Source organism: Mesorhizobium sp. M0145, assembly GCF_040322355.1.
Taxonomy (GTDB): Bacteria; Pseudomonadota; Alphaproteobacteria; order Rhizobiales; family Rhizobiaceae; genus Mesorhizobium.
Window position 1 is genome coordinate 213660 of the sequence record NZ_JAMYTK010000003.1, and the last position, 18902, is coordinate 232561.

16 protein-coding genes are annotated in these 18902 nt (G+C 63.5%); 3 read left to right on the forward strand and 13 right to left on the reverse strand.

The genetic code is table 11. From position 1 onward, the window contains the following. Window positions 1–3: 3 nt before the first annotated feature. The 13 genes from NKJ28_RS08105 to puuE form a co-directional block, all read right to left on the reverse strand. Window positions 4–1443 (reverse strand): S8 family serine peptidase, encoded by a 1440-nt coding sequence (locus NKJ28_RS08105; RefSeq protein ID WP_352634908.1) that lies wholly within the window; start codon window positions 1441–1443, stop codon window positions 4–6. Further along, complete coding sequence (locus NKJ28_RS08110) at window positions 1433–2101, reverse strand: anti-sigma factor (protein ID WP_352634910.1); 669 nt, start codon at window positions 2099–2101, stop codon at window positions 1433–1435. The genes NKJ28_RS08105 and NKJ28_RS08110 overlap by 11 nt, the downstream gene beginning before the upstream one ends. Then, window positions 2098–2661 (reverse strand): sigma-70 family RNA polymerase sigma factor, encoded by a 564-nt coding sequence (locus NKJ28_RS08115; protein WP_352452243.1) that lies wholly within the window; start codon window positions 2659–2661, stop codon window positions 2098–2100. Before NKJ28_RS08115 ends, NKJ28_RS08110 begins: the two co-directional genes overlap by 4 nt. A 131-nt stretch (window positions 2662–2792) precedes the next feature. Beyond that, window positions 2793–3632 (reverse strand): alkaline phosphatase family protein, encoded by an 840-nt coding sequence (locus NKJ28_RS08120; protein WP_352634912.1) that lies wholly within the window; start codon window positions 3630–3632, stop codon window positions 2793–2795. A gap of 93 nt (window positions 3633–3725) precedes the next feature. Beyond that, entirely contained in the window at window positions 3726–5411 is a 1686-nt protein-coding gene (locus NKJ28_RS08125; RefSeq protein ID WP_023676216.1) for an ABC transporter ATP-binding protein, read from the reverse strand. After that, window positions 5411–6235, reverse strand: a complete 825-nt coding sequence (locus tag NKJ28_RS08130) for an ABC transporter permease (RefSeq protein WP_352590907.1) — start codon at window positions 6233–6235, stop codon at window positions 5411–5413. Before NKJ28_RS08130 ends, NKJ28_RS08125 begins: the two co-directional genes overlap by 1 nt. Before the next feature lie 10 nt (window positions 6236–6245). Beyond that, a complete protein-coding gene (locus NKJ28_RS08135) occupies window positions 6246–7205 on the reverse strand; it encodes an ABC transporter permease (protein WP_352590910.1) in 960 nt (319 codons plus the stop codon). Window positions 7206–7221: 16 nt separating this feature from the next. After that, window positions 7222–8811 carry an ABC transporter substrate-binding protein gene (locus NKJ28_RS08140; RefSeq protein WP_352590913.1) on the reverse strand — a complete coding sequence of 530 codons (1590 nt, stop codon included), beginning with the start codon at window positions 8809–8811 and terminating at the stop codon, window positions 7222–7224. A 154-nt stretch (window positions 8812–8965) separates the two neighbouring features. Next, a complete protein-coding gene (locus NKJ28_RS08145; protein WP_352634914.1) occupies window positions 8966–10948 on the reverse strand; it encodes a CocE/NonD family hydrolase in 1983 nt (660 codons plus the stop codon). An 85-nt stretch (window positions 10949–11033) separates the two neighbouring features. After that, the gene (locus NKJ28_RS08150; RefSeq protein WP_352634916.1) at window positions 11034–11627 is read right to left on the reverse strand and encodes a nucleoside deaminase; all 594 of its coding nucleotides are present in this window, start codon (window positions 11625–11627) and stop codon (window positions 11034–11036) included. After that, on the reverse strand, window positions 11627–12130 hold the full coding sequence (locus NKJ28_RS08155) for an ureidoglycolate lyase (RefSeq protein ID WP_352634918.1): 504 nt from the start codon (window positions 12128–12130) through the stop codon (window positions 11627–11629). Before NKJ28_RS08155 ends, NKJ28_RS08150 begins: the two co-directional genes overlap by 1 nt. After that, window positions 12127–12975 carry a bifunctional allantoicase/(S)-ureidoglycine aminohydrolase gene (locus NKJ28_RS08160; protein ID WP_023676221.1) on the reverse strand — a complete coding sequence of 283 codons (849 nt, stop codon included), beginning with the start codon at window positions 12973–12975 and terminating at the stop codon, window positions 12127–12129. Before NKJ28_RS08160 ends, NKJ28_RS08155 begins: the two co-directional genes overlap by 4 nt. A gap of 63 nt (window positions 12976–13038) precedes the next feature. Next, window positions 13039–14472, reverse strand: coding sequence for an allantoinase PuuE (gene puuE, locus NKJ28_RS08165; RefSeq protein ID WP_352634920.1), 1434 nt, complete (start codon window positions 14470–14472; stop codon window positions 13039–13041). Between the two features lie 172 nt (window positions 14473–14644). On the opposite strand from puuE, the gene uraH reads away from it, so the two are divergent. From uraH to xdhB, 3 genes are read left to right on the forward strand one after another with little or no spacing between them, the layout of a single operon-like run. Next, window positions 14645–15019 carry a hydroxyisourate hydrolase gene (gene uraH, locus NKJ28_RS08170; RefSeq protein WP_352620696.1) on the forward strand — a complete coding sequence of 125 codons (375 nt, stop codon included), beginning with the start codon at window positions 14645–14647 and terminating at the stop codon, window positions 15017–15019. A gap of 1 nt (window position 15020) precedes the next feature. Then, window positions 15021–16502 (forward strand): xanthine dehydrogenase small subunit, encoded by a 1482-nt coding sequence (gene xdhA / locus NKJ28_RS08175; protein WP_352634922.1) that lies wholly within the window; start codon window positions 15021–15023, stop codon window positions 16500–16502. Then, a complete protein-coding gene (gene xdhB / locus NKJ28_RS08180) occupies window positions 16502–18853 on the forward strand; it encodes a xanthine dehydrogenase molybdopterin binding subunit (RefSeq protein ID WP_352634924.1) in 2352 nt (783 codons plus the stop codon). Before xdhA ends, xdhB begins: the two co-directional genes overlap by 1 nt. Window positions 18854–18902: the final 49 nt, after the last annotated feature.

Below are 18902 nucleotides of genomic sequence, written 5' to 3' on the forward strand. Positions count from 1 at the left end.
GGGCTATTCCTTCGCCGCCTCGGCCGCCTTGGTATTCAGCAGCCCAAAGCCGAAATCATTGTCGCGCCCCTTGGGGCCGAGATCCTTTGCCGTGGCGGCAAGTGCTTTCTCGACCCAGTCGGCGGAGCGGTCGGGTGCGGCATGCAACAGATTGGCGATCGCGCCGGTCACGATCGCCGCTGCAAAGGAAGTTCCGGTCACCACATCGGAGCCGGCGCCGCTCGGCGCCACCATCTCGACGCCGGGAGCGGAGATGAAGACGTAGGCGCCGCGATTGGCCTGCGGCATCAGCCCGTCCTTGGCATCGGTGGCCGTCACCGCGATCACGCCATCGAAGGCGGCCGGATAACCATAGGGCGCCTTCGGTCCGTTATTGCCGGCGGCCGCGACCAGCACGATGTCGAGCGCGCGCGCATTGCGGCAGGCGATGCCGAGCAGGTCGTTCTTCGGACCGACGAAGCTCATATTGATGATGCGGACATCCTGCTCCGCCGCCCAGTCGAGCGCCGAAAGGATGACGTCCATGGTCGACTTGCCGCCCTCGAAGGCGCGGGCGTGATAGATCCTGGCGCCCGGCGCCATACCTTTGAACGCGCCGGTGCCAGCAATCAGTCCATCGACCGAAGTGCCGTGGTCGCGCGCCTTGATCGGCACGTCGGGCATGGCATCGAACTGCCCGGCGATGACGCCGGAGAGCGCCGGATTGCCGTCGTCGATGCCGGTGTCGATGACGCCGACGCGCACATTCTCGCCGCTGGCTTTGTCGGCATCGAGCGCGATGCGCTCGAACGCATAATTGACGATGCTGGCCGCCTGCTGCAGCGAGTAGACATGGTTGGCCTCACGCCGCAACGTACGGCCGTCGGCGGCAAGTTGCGCCAGCACGACGCCGACCGGGCGGCCATCGGGAATGCCGAAGCGCACCAGCGTGTTGCCGAGCAGCCGCGACTGCCGCTGCGAGCGTATCTCGAGGCCGAACGAGGCGGCGATCTGCTGGACCGCGCCGGCATCGCCATTGACCGTGACCAGCACCTCGTCGGACACGAAATCGCCGATCACGGCGCGCGGCGGCTCGGTTGCCACAAGATCGGTGGGTGCTACGACCGGACCGCCCGGCGCGGCAGCCTGTATTGCCGGCGCGACGGCGGGTGGGGTTGCAGTATTGCCAGGAGGTATAGGCGCCTCGGTGACTACGGCAGGATTGGGGAACAGGTCGACAATCAAGTCCGGAAGAAAAACCGCGCCCGTTATTCCAGGAGCCAGCGCTTTGCCGCCATCCTTCACGGCGCCGCCATCCTTGGCGCAGTCGGCGTTGGCAGCATTTCCCCCGTTCAGGCAGTCGATCTCAGCCTGGGTGAGGTTCGGGTCATTGGTCTGCGCCATTGCGGACGCGGCGAAGATTGTCATCGCCGCCGTCAATCGAATGACCGCCTCAGCCGCCATCAGCCGGTTTCCTTCCCTCCAGGGCAGCTTCGGTGAAAGGCTGGGCGGCGATAAGGCCAAGCAGCTTCTGATAGTCGGCGGCGGTCTTGGCCGGGACGCCGATGCGGAAGACGCCGTCGGCGGTCGGCCCGCCGGCGATCTTCAACTGGTTCTGGTCGAGAAAAGCGATGATGTCGGACAGCTTCGCATCCGGTTTGAACTTCACAAGGGCAAACGGCATTTTGGCCAGATCGTCCTCCGATCCGGCAATCTCGAAATCGCCACCTCTGTTGCCGGTCTGCACAAAGGATTGCGCGACGACCAGGGCCAGCAGCACCGCGGCCGCGGCCCAGGCGACCCCGGCGGGCACCGCCATGAAGCGGCTCCAGGCTTGCGCCAGCCAGGACGATGCCGCAGGCGCGCCGGACGGGCCGGCCTCGGCGTCGAGCGCCTTGGCAAAGCGGCTGAGCGCATCGGCCGGCGGGCGGATTGCCTCGTTTGCGGCAGCGGTGCCGGAGAATTCGGCCTCGGCCTCGCCTAGTGCGGCCATCGCCGCCGGATCGCTCGCCAGCCATTCCTCGATGGCTTCGAGCTCGGTGCCCTCCAGCGAGCCGTTCAGATAAAACGGCAGCAGCATTTCCATTTCGTCGCGGCGTGACATTTTTTCAGCGGCGCTCATGGCCACCCCCTGTCGTAACCGGCGGCCTTGAGGGCTTCGCCGAGTTTCTTGCGGGCGTAGAACATCCTGGTCTTGACCGTTGCGACCGGGATGCCGAGTACCTCGCCGATCTCGCTCACCGATTGCCCGTGATAATAGGCAAGGTCGATCACCGTGCGGTGCTCTTCCGGCATGGCATCGATAAAGCGTCGCAAGGCGGCGGCCTTGTCTTCCTTCATCGTCACGACTTCCGGCGTGTCGGCGCCGTCGGCGACCTGGGCCGCGTCATCGTCGTCGATCCAGTCTTCCTTCTTCTTGCGCAGCAGGGACAGCGCCTTGAAGCGGGCAATGCCGAGCAGCCATGTCGAGACCTCCGAGCGCCCCTCGAAGGCCGGTGCCTGCCGCCAGAGTTCGAGGAACACCTCGTTCGCGATATCGTCGGCCATCAGTTCCGATCCCGTCTGGCGTGCCACGAAGCGGTAGACCCGCGCGTGGTGGCGCATGAACAGGAGCCGCACGGCGGCACGGTCACCTTTCGCGACCCGCTCGACAAGCGCGCGATCGGTCTCCGCGGCCGTCATCGCCGGTCGAGCCGCCTGGCTCCTGCCTGCTCTGTCGCTGATCGGCCCAAAAAGGTTCACCGCATCCGCCCGTATATTTGCGGAGGCTAACTGAAGAGCGGGAGCGTTGCCAGAGGGAGAAGAGGGCGCGCTCAGCTCAGGAATGGCTCGGCCTTCATCGTCGCCGGCACCGGCACGCCGAGGCGCGCAAGCGCCGTCGGCGCGAGCTGCAGCTGATCGAGCAGCGTATTGGCTTCCGGACCCTCGCCGGATCCGAAGTAGTAAAGTGCGAAATCCTGCATCTCCTCGTCGTGGCCGCCATGATGGCCGCGATCGGTCTGGCCATGATCGGCGGTGACGATCACCTCGTAGCCGGCTTCCCGCCAGCGCGGCAGAAAGCCGGCGAGCATGGCGTCCATTGCATAGACGGCATGATCCATCTCGTGGCAGTCATGGCCGAAGCGGTGGCCCATCGAGTCCAGCGTGCAGCTGTGCAGGATGCCGTAGTCGATGCCGTAGCGCCTGGTCAGCATGGTCAACGTCGCGAACAGGTCGACGTCGCTCGGCGTCATCTGGTTCCTGGCATTGTAGCCGGTCATGGTGTGGAACCGGCCATGGCTGATCGGCCTGCCCGGCTGGTCGAACTCCATGTCCTCGACCAGGTCGAACGGATAGGCCCGAAAGAATTCGGACCAGTAGGAGTGGGTGACCGCACCGGTCTTGCCGCCGGCCCTGCTGACTTCGGAAAAGATGTCCGGCTGTTCGACGCGAAACCGGTTCTCGTTGGACAGGATGCCGTGCACTTGAGGCGGCACGCCGGTGTGGATCGAGGCATAGCAGGATGCCGAGGTCGACGGCAGCACGGAGCGCATCTTCCACACGCGGGCTTCGCCTGATTGCACCCAGCCTTCGAGATTGCCCATCAGCCGTCGCCAGTTCCGGTAAGGCACGCCGTCGAGGATGATGAGCAATAGTTTTGTGTTGAGCGCCAAGGGCGCCTCCATGCGGCTTAATCGGAAAAGTCAGGGCGGGCCTGCCGTTCAATCCACGCCCGGACAGGATCGTCGGGCGCAAAGGGCGGCCCGCTAGTTCCCCGCGCTGGCCATGCGCCGTCCCTTGATCGCTTTCTCTAGCCAGCCGATCTCCATTTCTGGCACCGACGATAGCAAAAGATCGGTGTAGGCATCGAAGGGTGGCGTCAGCACGGTGCTCTTGGCGCCGTAGCGCACCACTTCGCCGCGATACATCACGGCGATTGAATCGGCGATCGACTTGACCGTGGCCAGGTCGTGGGTGATGAACAGATAGGCGACGTTTTCCTCTTTCTGCAGCCCGAGGAGCAGCTCCAGTATGCCGTGGGCGACCAGCGGATCGAGCGCCGAGGTCACCTCGTCGCAGATGATCAGCTTCGGCTTTGCGGCGAGCGAGCGGGCGATGCAGACGCGCTGCTTCTGGCCGCCCGAAAGCTCGGCCGGATAGCGGTCGACATAGCCTTTGCCCATTTCGATCTTGTCGAGCAGTTCCGCGACACGGGCGTCACGTTGCCTTCCGCGCAGACCGAAATAGAATTCCAGCGGCCGGCCGATGATGGTGCCGACCGTCTGGCGCGGGTTCATCGCCACGTCGGCCATCTGGTAGATCATCTGCAGTTGGCGAAGATCCTCTTTCGGCCGGTCGGCAAGCCGGTTGGCGAGCGGCCGTCCGTCGAAGGTGACGGTGCCTTGTTCGGGCGGCAAGAGGCCGGTGATGGCGCGCGCCAGTGTCGATTTGCCGGAGCCGGACTCGCCGACCACCGCCAGCGTCTGGCCGGGGAAAATATCGATCGAGACGTTCTTCAGCACCTTGATGTGACTGCGGCCATAGGCGGCGGTGATGTTCTTGACCGACAGGAACGGGCTCGTGCCAGGCTTCTGCTCCTGGTGTTCGATCTCATGCACCGAAACCAGCGCGTTGGTGTATTCCTGGCGCGGCTCCTTGATGATCTGGCGGGTGCCGCCCCATTCGACCAGCCGGCCGTGGCGCAGCACCATGATCTCGTCCGAGACCTGGGCGACGACGGCAAGGTCGTGAGTGATGTAGAGCGCCGCGACATGCGTGTCGCGGATGGCATCCTTGATCGCCGCCAAGACGTCGATCTGCGTCGTCACGTCGAGCGCCGTGGTCGGCTCGTCGAAGACGATCAGGTCGGGTTCCGAGCACAGCGCCATTGCCGTCATCACGCGCTGCAGCTGACCGCCCGAGACCTGGTGGGGGAAGCGCTCGCCGATGCTTTCGGGGTTCGGCAGGCTGAGCTTCTTGAACAGCGCCACGGCGCGCTTTTCGGCTTCGGCCCGCGTCGCCGTGCCGTGCAGGAGTGCTGCCTCGACCACCTGGTCCATCAGCCTGTGCGCCGGATTGAAAGCGGCTGCCGCCGATTGCGCGACATAGCAGACCTCGCGGCCGCGCAATTTGCGAAACCCTTCGTTGCCGCCCTTCAGGATGTCGCGGCCATTGAGGATGACCTCGCCGCCGGTGATGCGCACGCCGCCGCGGCCGTAGCCCATCGACGACAGGCCGATGGTCGATTTGCCGGCGCCGGACTCGCCGATCAGGCCAAGCACCTTGCCCTTCTCCAGCGTCAGCGAGACATCGTGCACCAGCACGATGTTCTTCGGTGCCTCACCCGGCGGATATACCGTGGCCTCGATGCGCAGATTGCGAATGTCGAGCAGCACGCCGGACTTCGGTTGCCCGGGCTTCGGTTGCCCGGGCTTCGGTTGCTTGTCAGCCATTACCCGCGTCCTCCCTTCAGGCTTGTCGTGCGGTTGAGCACCCAGTCGGCGACCAGATTGACGGAAATCGCCAGTGCGGCGATCGCCGCCGCCGGAATGAGGGCGGCGGCTATGCCGAAGACGATGCCGTCCTTGTTTTCCTTGACCATGCCGCCCCAATCGGCGCTAGGCGGCTGCACGCCAAGGCCGAGGAAGGAGAGCGTCGACAGGAACAGTACGGCATAGATGAAACGCAGGCCGAGTTCAGAAACCAGCGGCGACAGCGCATTGGGCAGGATCTCGCGGAAGATGATCCAACCGCTGCCTTCGCCGCGCAGCTTGGCCGCCTCGACATAATCCATGACGTTGATGTCGACGGCGACCGCCCTCGACAGGCGGTAGACGCGGGTCGAATCCAGAACGCCCATGACCAAGATCAGCGTCACCAAATTGGATGGCAGCACCGACAGCACGACAAGCGCCATAATCAATGTCGGGATCGACATCAGGAGATCGACGAGACGCGACAGAAGCGTGTCGAACCAGCCGCCGAACACCGCGGCCGAGAAGCCGAGGATGGCACCGAGCGAGAACGACAGCGCCGTCGCCAGCACCGCGATGAACAGGGTGATGCGGGCGCCGTAAATCATGCGCGACAACAGATCACGGCCGAGATTGTCGGTGCCCAGCCAATGCGTCGCCGACATTGGTTCCCAGACATCGCCGATGATCTCGCCATTTCCATGCGGCGCGATCCATGGCGCGAAGATCGCCGCCAGCACGAACAATGCCGTCAGCACTAGCCCGATCAGCGCCGGGATGGGGATGCGTTTTATGACGAGCATACCCGCCCCCTCATTTCGGATGTCTGAGGCGCGGGTTGGCGACGATCGCCGCTATGTCCGCGATGATGTTCAGGCTGATGTAAACGGCGGCAAAGATCAGCCCCACCGCCTGCACCACCGGCACGTCGCGCTTGGTGACGTGGTCGACGAGATACTGCCCCATGCCTGGATAGACGAAGATCACTTCGACGACGACAACGCCGACGATCAGGTAGGCGAGGTTGAGCATGACGACGTTGATGATAGGTGCAATCGCATTGGGAAAGGCATGCCTGCGAATGACGGCGAAGGCCGACAGCCCCTTGAGCTCCGCCGTCTCGACATAGGCAGACTGCATGACGTTGAGGATCGCGGCGCGCGTCATGCGCATCATATGGGCGAGCACCACCAGGGTCAGCGCCGCCGCCGGCAGCGTGATCGCCAGAATGCGTTCGCCGAAAGGCATTCCGTCATAGACGGTCGAGATGCCCGGGAAGATCTGGTACTTCACGGCGAAGAAATAGACGAGCACATAACCGATGAAGAATTCGGGAAAGGACGTCGAGGCGAGCGCCAATCCGGAAATCAGTTTGTCGACCCAGCCATTGCGGTAGCGCACTGCGATCAGGCCGAGGATGATCGCCAGTGGCACCGCCACGATCGCCGCCCAGAAGGCGAGGAACAACGTATTCCACAGCCGCCCCTTGATCGAGGTCGCAATATCTTGCCCGCTCGACATCGCCGTGCCGAGATTGCCGGTGAGCACGCCGCCGAGCCAGCGGAAATAGCGGATATAGGCCGGATCGTTGAGACCGAGCTGCTCGCGCAGATTGGCGAGCGACTGCGGGGTCGCCGACTGTCCGAGGATAGCTTGCGCGACGTCGCCGGGCAGGATTTGGGTGCCGGCGAAGATCAGGACCGAAACGGCCAACAGCAGCAGAATGCCCAGCGCGATGCGCTGGGCCACAAGTTTCACGATGGGTGAGGACATATCCGCAAGGCCGGGCTCAGGCTTCGAGCCAGCACTTTGCCAGAGCGTATCCGTTCATCAGCTCCTGATGCGGATCGTCGACCCAGCCGGCAACCTTGGCGCCCGTCGCGTCGATGAACTGGTTGAACATCGGCAGGATGAGGCCGCCCTCGTCGCGAACGAGCATCGCCATGTCGCGATACATCGCCTTGCGCTTGGTGTTGTCGAGCTCGGCGCGTGCCGCCAGCACCATCTTGTCGAAATCCGGACGCAGGAAACGCGTATCGTTCCAGTCGGCCGTCGACAGGTAGGCAGTCGAATACATCTGGTCCTGCGTCGAGCGTCCGCCCCAGTAGGACGCGCAGAAGGGCTGCTTGTTCCAGACTTCGTTCCAGTAGCCGTCGCCCGGCTCGCGCTTGATCTCCAGCGTGATGCCGGCCTTGGCCGCGCTCTGCTGATAGAGCTGCGCGGCGTCGACAGCGCCCGGGAAGGCGACGTCCGATGTTCTGAGCAAGATTGAGCCGTCATGGCCCGACTTCTTGAAGTGGAACTTTGCCTTGTCGGGATCGTATTTGCGCTGCTCGATATCATCGGAAAACAGCGGGTATGCCGCATTGATCGGGAAGTCGTTGCCGAGCGAGCCGTAGCCTCTGAGGATCTTGTCGAGCATCTCCTCGCGGTCGATCGCCAGCTTCAGCGCCATACGCAGATCGTTATTGTCGAATGGCGCGGTGTTGCAGTGCATGATGAAGACGTAGTGGCCAGGGCCGGCATGGTTGCGGATGGTGACGCCGGGTAGACGCTTGATCAGGTCGACGATCTTCGGCTCGACGCGGTTGATCATGTTGACCTGTCCGCCCTGCAGGGCGGCCGTCCGCGCCGTGGCATCGTTAATGACGATGACCTCGACCTGGTCGGCATGGCCCATCTTGTCGCTCTGCCAGTAGTTGGCGAAACGCTCGCCGCCATGACGCACGCCAGGCTCGTTGGTAGTGACCTTGTAAGGCCCGGCCGAGATGCCGGCGTCGGCCTTGTCCTTGCCGCCGTTCGGCTGGATGATCAGGTGGTAGTCGCTGAGCAGATAAGGAAGGTCGGCATTGGCCTCCTTCAGCGTCAGAACGACTTCCTTGCCGCTGACCTTGATGCTCTCGATGCCCTTCATGTAACCGAGTGCGCCGGACTTCGACTTTTCGTCCGAATGACGTTCGAGCGTGGCGGCCACGTCCTCGGCGGTCACCGTCTTGCCATTGTGGAATTCGACGCCGTCACGGATTTTCAGCGTCCAGGTCTTGGCGTCGTCCGACGAGCCGATCTCCTCGGCGATGCGGTTCTCGAGAGTGCCTTCCGGGGAAAGCTCGACGATCAGTTCGCCCCACATCTTGCCGAAGGCGAACGGCACCTGGGTCAGGAACAGGGCCGGATCGAGGCTGTCGGCCGAAGAGCCGCCGACCAGGCCGGCCTTCAGCGTGCCGCCCTTGACCGGGCCTGCGGCACGCGCCGCGTTTGAAAGCAGCGAGTTGGCGAAGGTTGCGGTGACACCGAGCGCTGCCGCCCGGCCGAGAAAATCGCGACGGCTCAGCTTGCCGGACGCAACGCGCCGGCTCAGATATTCCAGTTCGTTCGACATGTTGAGTTCCTCACTCTGTTGGTCCGACCTTATGGTCGTTTTTCTCATTTCTATCGGGAGAATAATGACCGTAAGGGAAAGCCGTAAGCAAGACCGAATGCGACATGCCGTGGCGTAAATCGTGCGTCGCAATTGGACCAATCGCTATAAGCGCTCAAAGCAATGCGCGCGGGATTTTCTCCTCGAAGTTGCGCTCGAAGACCAGTTTTTCGCCTTCGTAGGCTTCGATTCTGGCGCTAACCATGAAGCTTTGCGCGTCGGAGCGCATTTCGGCGAAGGTTTCGGTGCGCACCGACCATTCATTTCGCGACAGCGTCTGGGTCCAATGCGTCTTGCCCGACGCTGACAGCGGATTGTCGGGATGGATCGCCCATGTCTCTCTGGCGACGCTGCCATTGGCGAGGCCATGCCCCAGGTCGCGCACCTCGCCAAAATCGTCGACGATGGAAAGCGTGGTCATTCCGGTCTTTTCGTGGCGATCGACATGACGCTCGGAATTGGCGGCGCGGACCGTTTCGGTTGCCCAGGGCGTGGCGCTTTCGGGGGCGGGGAAGGTGACCTCATCGCCTGTCGCCGGCGGGCGCAGCGGCAGCATCAATGTCGCGGCCGACAATTCCAGCCGGACCGGCTCCGGCGACGGCCAGATCATCGGCCAATAGCTGTTGGAGATGGCAACGCGCAAGCGGTGGCCGGCCGGCGCGCGATAGGCGCATTGGTCGAGCACCACCCGGGCGCTGACGGTTTCGCCGGGCACCAGCGCTTCGGGAAATTCGTGCGAGTTGCGATGCGTCAGGTTGAGCACGCCGTACGAGATCAGCTCCGATGCCCCGTCCGGATGGACGTCGCACAGCCGAACCGCGATGTTCGCCTGGCGCCGGTCCGACGAGACCCTGACCACAACTTCGGGAGCACCGACAATGTCGACCGTTTCGGTCAGCACCGGCTGGTCGAAACACACCGACAGCGCATCGTCGGGGCGCTGGTCACCCGGCAGTTCCGGTCCAAAGGTGAAGGGGAAATATTCGCCGCCGGCGAGGCCGCAGCTTTGCGGCGAAACGACGATAGCGTGGTTGCCTTCAGCGATAAGCTCAACCTCTTGCGTCTTGATGTTGGGTGACGGCCATTCCGATTCAGCGACCCAGCGGCCCGGCCGCTCGGGATGCCAGCGCGCCGGACGCACGCTGTCCATGACATAGGCGCGGTAGGCGGGGTCGGCCTCGACGCCGGTGTCGATGTCCTTCAGCCAGCGGTCCCACCAGCGCAAGGCCTCCTGCAGGAAGCCGATGCGCGGTTCGGGCGCGGCGTAATGCGGGTATTTGTGGATCCACGGGCCGACGATGCCCTTGACCGGCGCCTGGATGTTGGCGGCGAGATGGGAAATCGTATTGCGATAGCCGTCATGCCAGCCGCCGATCGACAGCACCGCGGCATGGATGGCGGAATAGTCCTCGCAGATCGAGCCGCGCTTCCAATAGGCATCGCGATGCTGGTGCTTCAGCCACAGCGGTGCCAGGAAGGGCTGGTTCTCCAGCCTGGTCAGCCACAGGTCGCGCCATCTGTTGTCGCCGGCCAGCAACGGATCCGGCGGCCTTGACGAATAGGACAGCATGGTCGAGGCCCAGCCGAAATTCTCGATCAGCAGGCAGCCGCCCTTGTAGTGGATGTCGTCGGCATAGCGGTCGACCGTCGAACAGAGACTGATGACCGCCTTCAGCGCCGGCGGCTGCTTAGACGCCACCTGCAGGCAGTTGAAGCCGCCCCACGAAATGCCCATCATGCCGACATTGCCGTTGCACCAGGGCTGGTCCGCCGCCCAGGCGATGACGTCCCAAGCGTCCTGCAATTCCTGCTCGGAATATTCGTCGTCCATCAGCCCTTCGGAATCGCCATTGCCGCGCATGTCGACGCGGATCGAGGCGTAGCCGTGGCCGGCAAAATAGGGATGCGTCAGCTGATCACGATAGATCGTGCCGTCGCGCTTGCGATAGGGCAGGTGTTCGAGGATTGCCGGCACTGGGTCGTCGGCAGCATCGGCCGGCATCCACACCCGCGCCGACAGCCGGCAGCCGTCCGGCATGATGATCCCCATATCCGGAAATTCGACGATCTTTCGGGGGAATTCAGTGACGATTTTCATGCGGGCGAACTCCAGGAGCGCCAGATGATGGAGCCCGTGAGAGCGCGTCATGGGCCAGTCAACGAATTCGGCTGGTCAATCCGCGTCAATTCAGCGGAATGTCGTTTTCGTCCTTGCCGGCCTGATAGGCGCCGGACAATTCGTCATAGCGCGTTGATATTGTGTGGATGCGCGCTTCCAGCCGACCGCGCTCGGGGTCCGGCAGCGAGCGCACCAATTTGCGGATCGAAAAGCTCTTCCAATAGGCATTCTCGGCATTGTAGCCGCCGGGATCGAGGGTGAAGACCTCTTTCAGGATCTTCAAATCGTGCGGGATGTCGAAGCTGTCGCGCGAGTCCTCGTGGCTGAACAGATAGAAGAAATTGTCGAAGCCGGTCCAGGTGATCGCCGACAGACAGAGCGAGCAGGGCTCGTGGGTGGCGAGGAAGATAGCCTCCCTGGTGTCGACGCGCTCGGCTTTCGGCAGTTCGTAGAAGCGCTTCAGGCAGTGCACCTCGCCGTGCCAGAGCGGGTTTTCGGTCTCGTTATTGGTTTCGGCAAGCACCAGCGAGCGGTCGTCCTTGCGCAGGATCGCCGCGCCGAACAGCTTGTTGCCATGCGCGACGCCTTCGGCGGTCTTCGGCACGATGTCGTGCTCTATGACATCGAGCAGGCGGTCGATCAGCGAAATGTCAGCCATCACCGGCTCCCATCGGGAAGATGAATCTCGTAGGCGTGCGAGAAGTGGCACTCTTCGAGGTTGGAGCCGTCACCGCCACGGTCGACGACCGCAAAATCCTGGACATCGCCGATCGGCGTCAGCACACCGTGCCACAAATTGCGCGGATAGTTGACGCCTTGTCCGGGCGCGGTGATGAAGGCATGCGGCTCGCCCGGGCCTTCCTCGCCGTCATGGCAGACGACGACCAGGAACGGCCGTGGTGACAGCGGGATGAAGGCCTGGCTGCCAAACGGATGGCGCTCCACCATGGTCAGCTTCAACGGCAGCTCATAGGGCGTGCCACGCACCATCGAGATCAGCACGCGCGCATTCGGCCCTCGTGCTTCCGCGGTGGCGAGGTCATGGTAGCGCTCGGCCTTGCCGCCATTGATCGAATAATGGTTGTCGCCGCCCATATCGATGACGTCGCCGAATTCGGCGAAATTCTCGCGGGTCAGCGGCCGCGCAACGATGCGGGTCATGGTGTAGGTCTCGCGACGCCGGCGCTGCCAAGCTTGGCGTGGCGGTTGACGTCCTTGTAGAGGAGGTAGCGGAACTTGCCTGGCCCGCCGGCATAGCAAGCCTGCGGGCAGAAGGCTCGCAGCCACATATAGTCGCCGGCCTCGACCTCGACCCAGTCCTGGTTGAGGCGGTAGACCGCCTTGCCCTCCAGCACATAGAGCCCGTGCTCCATGACATGCGTCTCGGCGAAAGGAATGACCGCGCCCGGCTCGAGCGTCACGATGGTGACATGCATATCATGGCGCATATCGGCCGGATCGACGAAGCGCGTTGTTGCCCATCGGCCTTCGGTACCCGGCATCGGCGTCGGCGCGATGTCCTGTTCGTTGACGAAGAACGCTTGCGGCGGCTCGATGCCGTCGACTGCATCATAAGTCTTGCGGATCCAGTGGAAGCGGACGGCGGCGCCGCTTTCATTGTGCACCGTCCACCCACTCGCCGGCGGCAGGAAGGCAAAGCCGCCCGGCCTTAAGCTATGTTTCTTGCCGGCAAGCGAAACGCTTAGCTCGCCTTCGACCACGAACAGCGCACCTTCGGCGGCGGCGTCAAGCTCAGGGTGGTCGCTGCCGCCGCCAGGCGCGAGCTCGACGATATATTGCGAAAACGTCTCGGCAAAACCCGACAGCGGCCGCGACAGCACCCAGACGCGTGTCCCATCCCAGAACGGCAAGGCGCTGGTGACGATGTCCTGCATCACGCCCTTGGGGATGACGGCATAGGCCTGTGTGAACACAGCGCGGCCGGTCAGCAATTCGCTCTGGCCGGGATGTCCGCCCTGCGGCGCATAATAGGTTCGCTCGGCCATTTTCATCATATCCATAAATTCAAGCCTGTTGCGGAAGCCAGGGCCTATCGCGGCAGCCAAAGCCTATTGCGGAAGCATGTCCTTGAGACGAAGCAGCGCGATGCGCTCGACCTGTCTGCAGGCGGTTTCGAATTCGACATCGTGGCTGTTGCCAATACGCGCCTCGAACTCGGCCAGGATCTCCCCCTTGGTCTTGCCTTTCACCGCAATAATGAAGGGGAAACCGAAACTGGTGACGTAGGCGGCATTGAGTTTTGCGAACAGCTCGCGCTCCTTGTCGGTCAGCGCGTCGAGGCCGGCCGAAGCCTGTTCCCTCGACGATTCCGCCGTCAGCCGCTTGGCCTGCGCCAGTTTTCCGGCAAGGTCGGGGTGCGCATTGAGCACGGAAAGCCGCTCGGCCTCGCTTGCCGCGCGAAAGACGCGGCAGAGCGCATTGTGCAGGCCGCCGGCACTGTCATGCGCCGGGCCGAGCTCCAGCTCATAAGCGCGCTCGGCAATCCACGGCGAATGCTCGAACACGCCGCCAAATGTATGGACGAAGGCCTCGAATTCCATTTTCGACGGGCGCAGCGCCGGCAACCGGAACGGATGCGTCTCCTGCCAATGTTTTGCGATGTCGATGCGCCGTGCCAGCCAGACCTTGTCGTGTGATTTGACGTAGTCGATGAAGCGCTTCAGTGCCGCGACCCGGCCCGGCCGGCCGACGAGGCGGCAGTGCAGGCCGATGTTCATCATGCGCGGCCGTCCTGCCTTGCCCTCGGCATAGAGCGTATCGAAACTATCCCTGAGATAGGCAAAGAACTGGTCGCCCGAGTTGAAGCCTTGCGGCGTGGCAAAGCGCATGTCGTTGGCGTCGAGCGTATAGGGGATGACCAGCTGCGGCTTCGCCGACCCGTCCGGTGACACATGCTCGAACCAGTAGGGCAGTTCGTCGTCATAGGTGTCCGACACATAGTCGAACCCGCCCTCTTCCGCCGCCAGCCGCACCGTGTTGATCGAGGTGCGCCCGGTGTACCAGCCGGTCGGCCGCGTGCCTGTGACCTCATAATGCAGCCGGATCGCCGCTTCCATGTCGCGGCGCTCGTCTTCTGGCGTATGGTCGCGGTAGTCGATCCATTTCAGCCCGTGCGAGGCGATCTCCCAGCCGGCCTCCTGCATCGCCGCAACCTGATCGGGCGAACGCGCCAGGGCCGTGGCGACGCCGTAGCAGGTGACCGGCACCTGTGCCTCGCTGAACAGGCGCAGCAATCGCCAGAAGCCGGCTCGGGCGCCGTATTCGTAGATCGATTCCATGTTCCAGTGGCGCTGGCCGGGCCAGGGCGCGGCGCCGACGATCTCCGACAGGAAAGCCTCCGAAGCCTTGTCGCCGTGGAGGACGCAATTCTCGCCGCCCTCTTCGTAATTGACGACGAACTGCACCGCGACATGCGCCCCGCCGGGCCATTTCGGATCCGGCGGATTGGCTCCATAGCCCCGCATGTCTCGTTCGTAACGCATTCTCGCTCCTGCCGGAATTGTGATCAGGATAGTCGAAAGGAGTGCCTGCGCATTCCCCCGAAATTTTTGAAAGTGTTTTTGTCGCGCTCCGCTCGACCGGGACTTATGCATCGCCTTTAATTGGCGCACAATTCATGAATAGTGTTCGACTGTGCAGGGAATGGAGCAGCCAGTGGCGGAAACGTCGAAAGCCGAAGGCGGGCGCCTGACGACCCACGTCCTCGACACTGCGGCCGGCAAACCGGCGGCCGGTCTGTCGATCGAGCTCTATCATCTTGACGGTCAGGCCCGGACGCATCTGAAAACGGTCGTCACCAATGATGACGGCCGTTGCGATGCTCCGCTGCTTGCCGGCGCGGAATTCCGTACCGGCGAATACGAGCTGGTCTTTGCGGCTGGCGATTATCTGCGCCGGCAAGGGACAAAACTGCCGGAACCGGCCTTCCTCGACCATGTGCCGATCCGCTTCGGTATGGCCGAGCCGGTGCACTATCATGTGCCGCTGCTCATGTCGCCTTACGGCTATTCGACTTACCGGGGAAGCTGAGATGGCCGGGATCAAGACACGCAACGAAATCCGGTTCATCCTCAATGGCGAGGACGTCGCGCTCGGCACGGTCGCGCCCGACCAGACACTGCTCGACTGGCTGCGGCTCGACCGCTCGCTGCGCGGCACCAAGGAAGGTTGCGCCGAGGGCGACTGTGGCGCCTGCACGGTGCTGGTCGGCAGGCTCTCCGGTGGAACACTGGTCTATGAAAGCGTCAATGCCTGCATCCGCTTCCTTGGCTCGCTAGACGGCACGCATGTCGTGACCGTCGAGCATCTGCGCGGCGACGCAGGAAAACTGCATCCCGTGCAGCAGGCGATGGTCGATTTCCACGGCTCGCAATGCGGCTTCTGCACACCGGGTTTCGTCATGTCGCTTTATGCTCTGTGGATGCGGGCGCCGGAGCCGTCGGACGCCGCCATCGAAAAGGCGCTGCAAGGCAATCTCTGCCGCTGCACCGGCTACGAGGCGATCATGCGCGCCGCACGTGCCATCTCCAGCTACGGCTCGGCGGCAAAGGATCCGTTGGCGGCGGAGCGCAAGGCAGTCACGACCAAGCTCGAAGCGATGAAGGACGGTTCGCGCATCGAGATCGGCTCCGGCAACAAGCGGCTGATCGTGCCGGCCAATGCCGACGATCTGGCCAGCGTGCTGGTCAAGGAGCCGGGCGCCACTATCGTCGCGGGTTCGACCGATGTCGGCCTTTGGGTGACCAAGCACATGCGCGATATCGCGCCGGCGATTTTCATCGGCAATCTCGATGGTCTGTGCGGGATTTCCGAGAACAAGGGCGTCATCTCGATCGGCGCCGGTGTCACCTATAGCGAAGCCTTCTCGACGCTGGCGAAACGCATCCCGGCGCTCGGCCCGCTGTTCGATCGCATCGGCGGCGATCAGGTGCGCAACATGGGCACCATCGGCGGCAATATCGCCAACGGTTCGCCGATCGGCGACACGCCGCCGCCGCTGATCGCACTCGGTGCCCGCCTGACGCTGCGCCGCGGCGACAAGCGGCGGACGATCCCGCTCGAGGAGTTTTTCATCGCCTATGGCCGACAGGACCGGCAGCCCGGCGAATTCGTCGAGGCCGTGCATGTCCCGGTGCCAGGTAGCGAGACGAAATTTGCCGTCTACAAGATCACCAAGCGCCGCGACGAAGACATCACAGCAGCGCTAGGGGCGTTTACCCTGAAGCTCGCCGCGGATGACACGGTGGCGGATGTGCGCATCGCCTACGGCGGCATGGCGGCAACGCCGAAGCGAGCCTTTGGCGTGGAAAAGGCATTGCTTGGCAAGCCGTGGACGGAAGCGACGGTCGAGGCGGCGATGGCCGCGTACGCCGGCGATTTCACGCCGCTGACCGACATGCGGGCAAGCGCCGAATACCGGGCGCTGGCGGCGCGCAACCTGCTGCTGCGCTTCTTTGCCGAAACCACCGGCACCCGGGCGCCGATCCAGGTATCACGGCACGAGGCGGCATGATGAACAAGCACGCCACCCCAAACCTGAAGGCGCAAAAAATCGCCGGCGGCGTCGCCACCGACCAGCGCCATGATTCCACGCACAAGCATGTCAGTGGCACGGCCGTCTATATCGACGACATGCCGGAACCGGCCGGCACGCTGCACGGCTGCCTTGGGCTTTCGACGGCGACGCATGCCACCATCACCAGCATGGACCTGTCGGCGGTGCGCGCCGCACCCGGCGTCATCGACGTGCTGACGGCGAGCGACGTGCCAGGCGAGAACGACATTTCGCCGACCGGCCGTCACGACGAGCCGGTGCTGGCCGACGGCAAGGTACAATTCTTTGGCCAGCCGATCTTCTGCGTCATTGCCGAAACCCGCGAGCAGGCGCGCCGTGCAACGAGGCTGGCCAAGGTCGAATACAAGGAATTGCCGTTCGTCGCCGATGTCGGTGAGCTCGATCCACGGATGGATAAGCTGGTCACGCCGCCGCTGACGCTGAAGCGCGGTGATGCAGCGGCTGCGATCAAGGCGGCGCCGCGCCGGCTGAAGGGAAAAATGCGCATCGGCGGCCAGGAGCATTTCTATCTCGAAGGCCATATCGCCTTGGCCATTCCTGGCGAGGACCACGACGTCACCATCTATTCCTCGACCCAGCACCCGAGCGAAATCCAGCACATGGTCAGCCACGCGCTCGGTGTTCCGAGCCACGCGGTGACGGTGGAAATCCGCCGGATGGGCGGCGCTTTCGGCGGCAAGGAAACGCAAGGCAATCAGTTTGCGGCATTGGCCGCTATCGCCGCGAAGAAACATCATCGGGCCGTGAAAATCCGGCCCGACCGCGACGACGACATGATCGCCACCGGCAAACGCCACGATTTCCTCGTCGACTACGAGGTCGGCTTCGACGACGAGGGCAATATTCTGGGCGTAGATTTCATGTTCGCGGCGCGCTGCGGCTTCTCGGCCGACCTCTCCGGCCCGGTCACCGACCGCGCACTGTTCCATTGCGACAACACCTATTTCTGGCCGGCGGTGCACGCGCAATCGGCGCCGCTCTACACCAACACGGTATCGAACACCGCCTTTCGCGGCTTCGGCGGCCCGCAAGGCATGGTCGGCGCCGAGCGCGTCATCGACGAAGTCGCGTTTGCCGTCGGCAAGGACCCGCTCGAAATCCGCAAGAAGAATTTCTACGGCACCAGCGACCGCAACATCACGCCCTATCACCAGACGGTCGAGGACAACGTCATCCACCGCATCGTCGCCGAGCTGGAGGCGAGTTCCGACTATGCGAGGCGCCGCCGCACCATCGATGCTTTCAATGCCAACAGCCGCTTCATCAAGCGCGGACTGGCGCTGACGCCGGTCAAGTTCGGCATCTCGTTCACCGCCACCCATTACAACCAGGCCGGCGCGCTGGTGCATGTCTATACCGATGGTTCGGTGCATCTGAACCACGGCGGCACCGAGATGGGGCAGGGCCTCTATGTCAAGGTGGCGCAGGTTGTGGCGGAAGAGTTCCAGATCGACCTCGATCAGGTCAAGATCACCGCGACGACGACCGGCAAGGTGCCGAATACCTCGGCCACCGCCGCGTCTTCCGGCTCCGACCTCAACGGCATGGCGGCGCAGAATGCCGCCCGCCAGATCAAGGACCGGTTGATCAATTTTGCCGTCGAGAGATACCAGGTGCCGCGGGACCAGGTGCTGTTCTTGCCCAACCGCGTGCGCATCGGCAACCAGGAGATCGCCTTCGCCGATCTCGTCAGGCAGGCCTATATGGCGCGCATCCAGCTTTCGGCGGCGGGTTTCTACAAGACGCCGAAAATCCATTGGGACCGCGACAAGGGCGAGGGCCATCCCTTCTACTATTTCGCCTATGGCGCCGCGTGCTCGGAAGTCTCGGTCGATACGCTGACCGGCGAATATGTCGTCGAGCGCACCGACATCCTGCACGAAACCGGCCGCTCGCTGAACCGCGCCATCGACCTCGGCCAGATCGAGGGCGGCTTCATCCAAGGCATGGGGTGGCTGACAACGGAGGAACTGTGGTGGGACGACAAGGGGCGGCTGCGCACCCATGCGCCATCGACCTACAAGATCCCGCTCGCGTCGGACCGGCCGAAGATTTTTAATGTGACTTTGGCCGACTGGGCGCAAGCAGGCGAGCCGACGGTGCACCGCTCCAAGGCGGTCGGCGAGCCGCCCTTTCCGCTCGCAATGTCGGTGCTGCATGCGCTGTCGGACGCAGTGGCGAGCGTTGCCAGCCACAAGATCTGCCCGCGCCTCGACCCGCCGGCCACGCCGGAGCGTGTGCTGATGGCGATCGAACGGCTGAAGCGGGAAGCCAGGACCGGCACTTGAATCCCGGAAAACGTGCAATTCAGGCTGAAAAACTCTATATTTCCCGATA

Excerpts from the sequence above, each read along its gene's own strand:
- NKJ28_RS08125 (WP_023676216.1), bottom strand. The coding sequence starts at position 5,411 with ATGGCTGACAAGCAACCGAAGCCCGGGCAACCGAAGCCCGGGCAACCG.
- NKJ28_RS08135 (WP_352590910.1), bottom strand. The coding sequence starts at position 7,205 with ATGTCCTCACCCATCGTGAAACTTGTGGCCCAGCGCATCGCGCTGGGC.
- puuE (WP_352634920.1), bottom strand. The coding sequence starts at position 14,472 with ATGCGTTACGAACGAGACATGCGGGGCTATGGAGCCAATCCGCCGGAT.
- NKJ28_RS08160 (WP_023676221.1), bottom strand. The coding sequence starts at position 12,975 with ATGGCCGAGCGAACCTATTATGCGCCGCAGGGCGGACATCCCGGCCAG.
- NKJ28_RS08155 (WP_352634918.1), bottom strand. The coding sequence starts at position 12,130 with ATGACCCGCATCGTTGCGCGGCCGCTGACCCGCGAGAATTTCGCCGAA.
- xdhA (WP_352634922.1), top strand. The coding sequence starts at position 15,021 with ATGGCCGGGATCAAGACACGCAACGAAATCCGGTTCATCCTCAATGGC.
- xdhB (WP_352634924.1), top strand. The coding sequence starts at position 16,502 with ATGAACAAGCACGCCACCCCAAACCTGAAGGCGCAAAAAATCGCCGGC.
- NKJ28_RS08130 (WP_352590907.1), bottom strand. The coding sequence starts at position 6,235 with ATGCTCGTCATAAAACGCATCCCCATCCCGGCGCTGATCGGGCTAGTG.
- NKJ28_RS08150 (WP_352634916.1), bottom strand. The coding sequence starts at position 11,627 with ATGGCTGACATTTCGCTGATCGACCGCCTGCTCGATGTCATAGAGCAC.
- NKJ28_RS08145 (WP_352634914.1), bottom strand. The coding sequence starts at position 10,948 with ATGAAAATCGTCACTGAATTCCCCCGAAAGATCGTCGAATTTCCGGAT.
- NKJ28_RS08110 (WP_352634910.1), bottom strand. The coding sequence starts at position 2,101 with ATGAGCGCCGCTGAAAAAATGTCACGCCGCGACGAAATGGAAATGCTG.
- NKJ28_RS08140 (WP_352590913.1), bottom strand. The coding sequence starts at position 8,811 with ATGTCGAACGAACTGGAATATCTGAGCCGGCGCGTTGCGTCCGGCAAG.
- NKJ28_RS08105 (WP_352634908.1), bottom strand. The coding sequence starts at position 1,443 with ATGGCGGCTGAGGCGGTCATTCGATTGACGGCGGCGATGACAATCTTC.
- NKJ28_RS08115 (WP_352452243.1), bottom strand. The coding sequence starts at position 2,661 with ATGACGGCCGCGGAGACCGATCGCGCGCTTGTCGAGCGGGTCGCGAAA.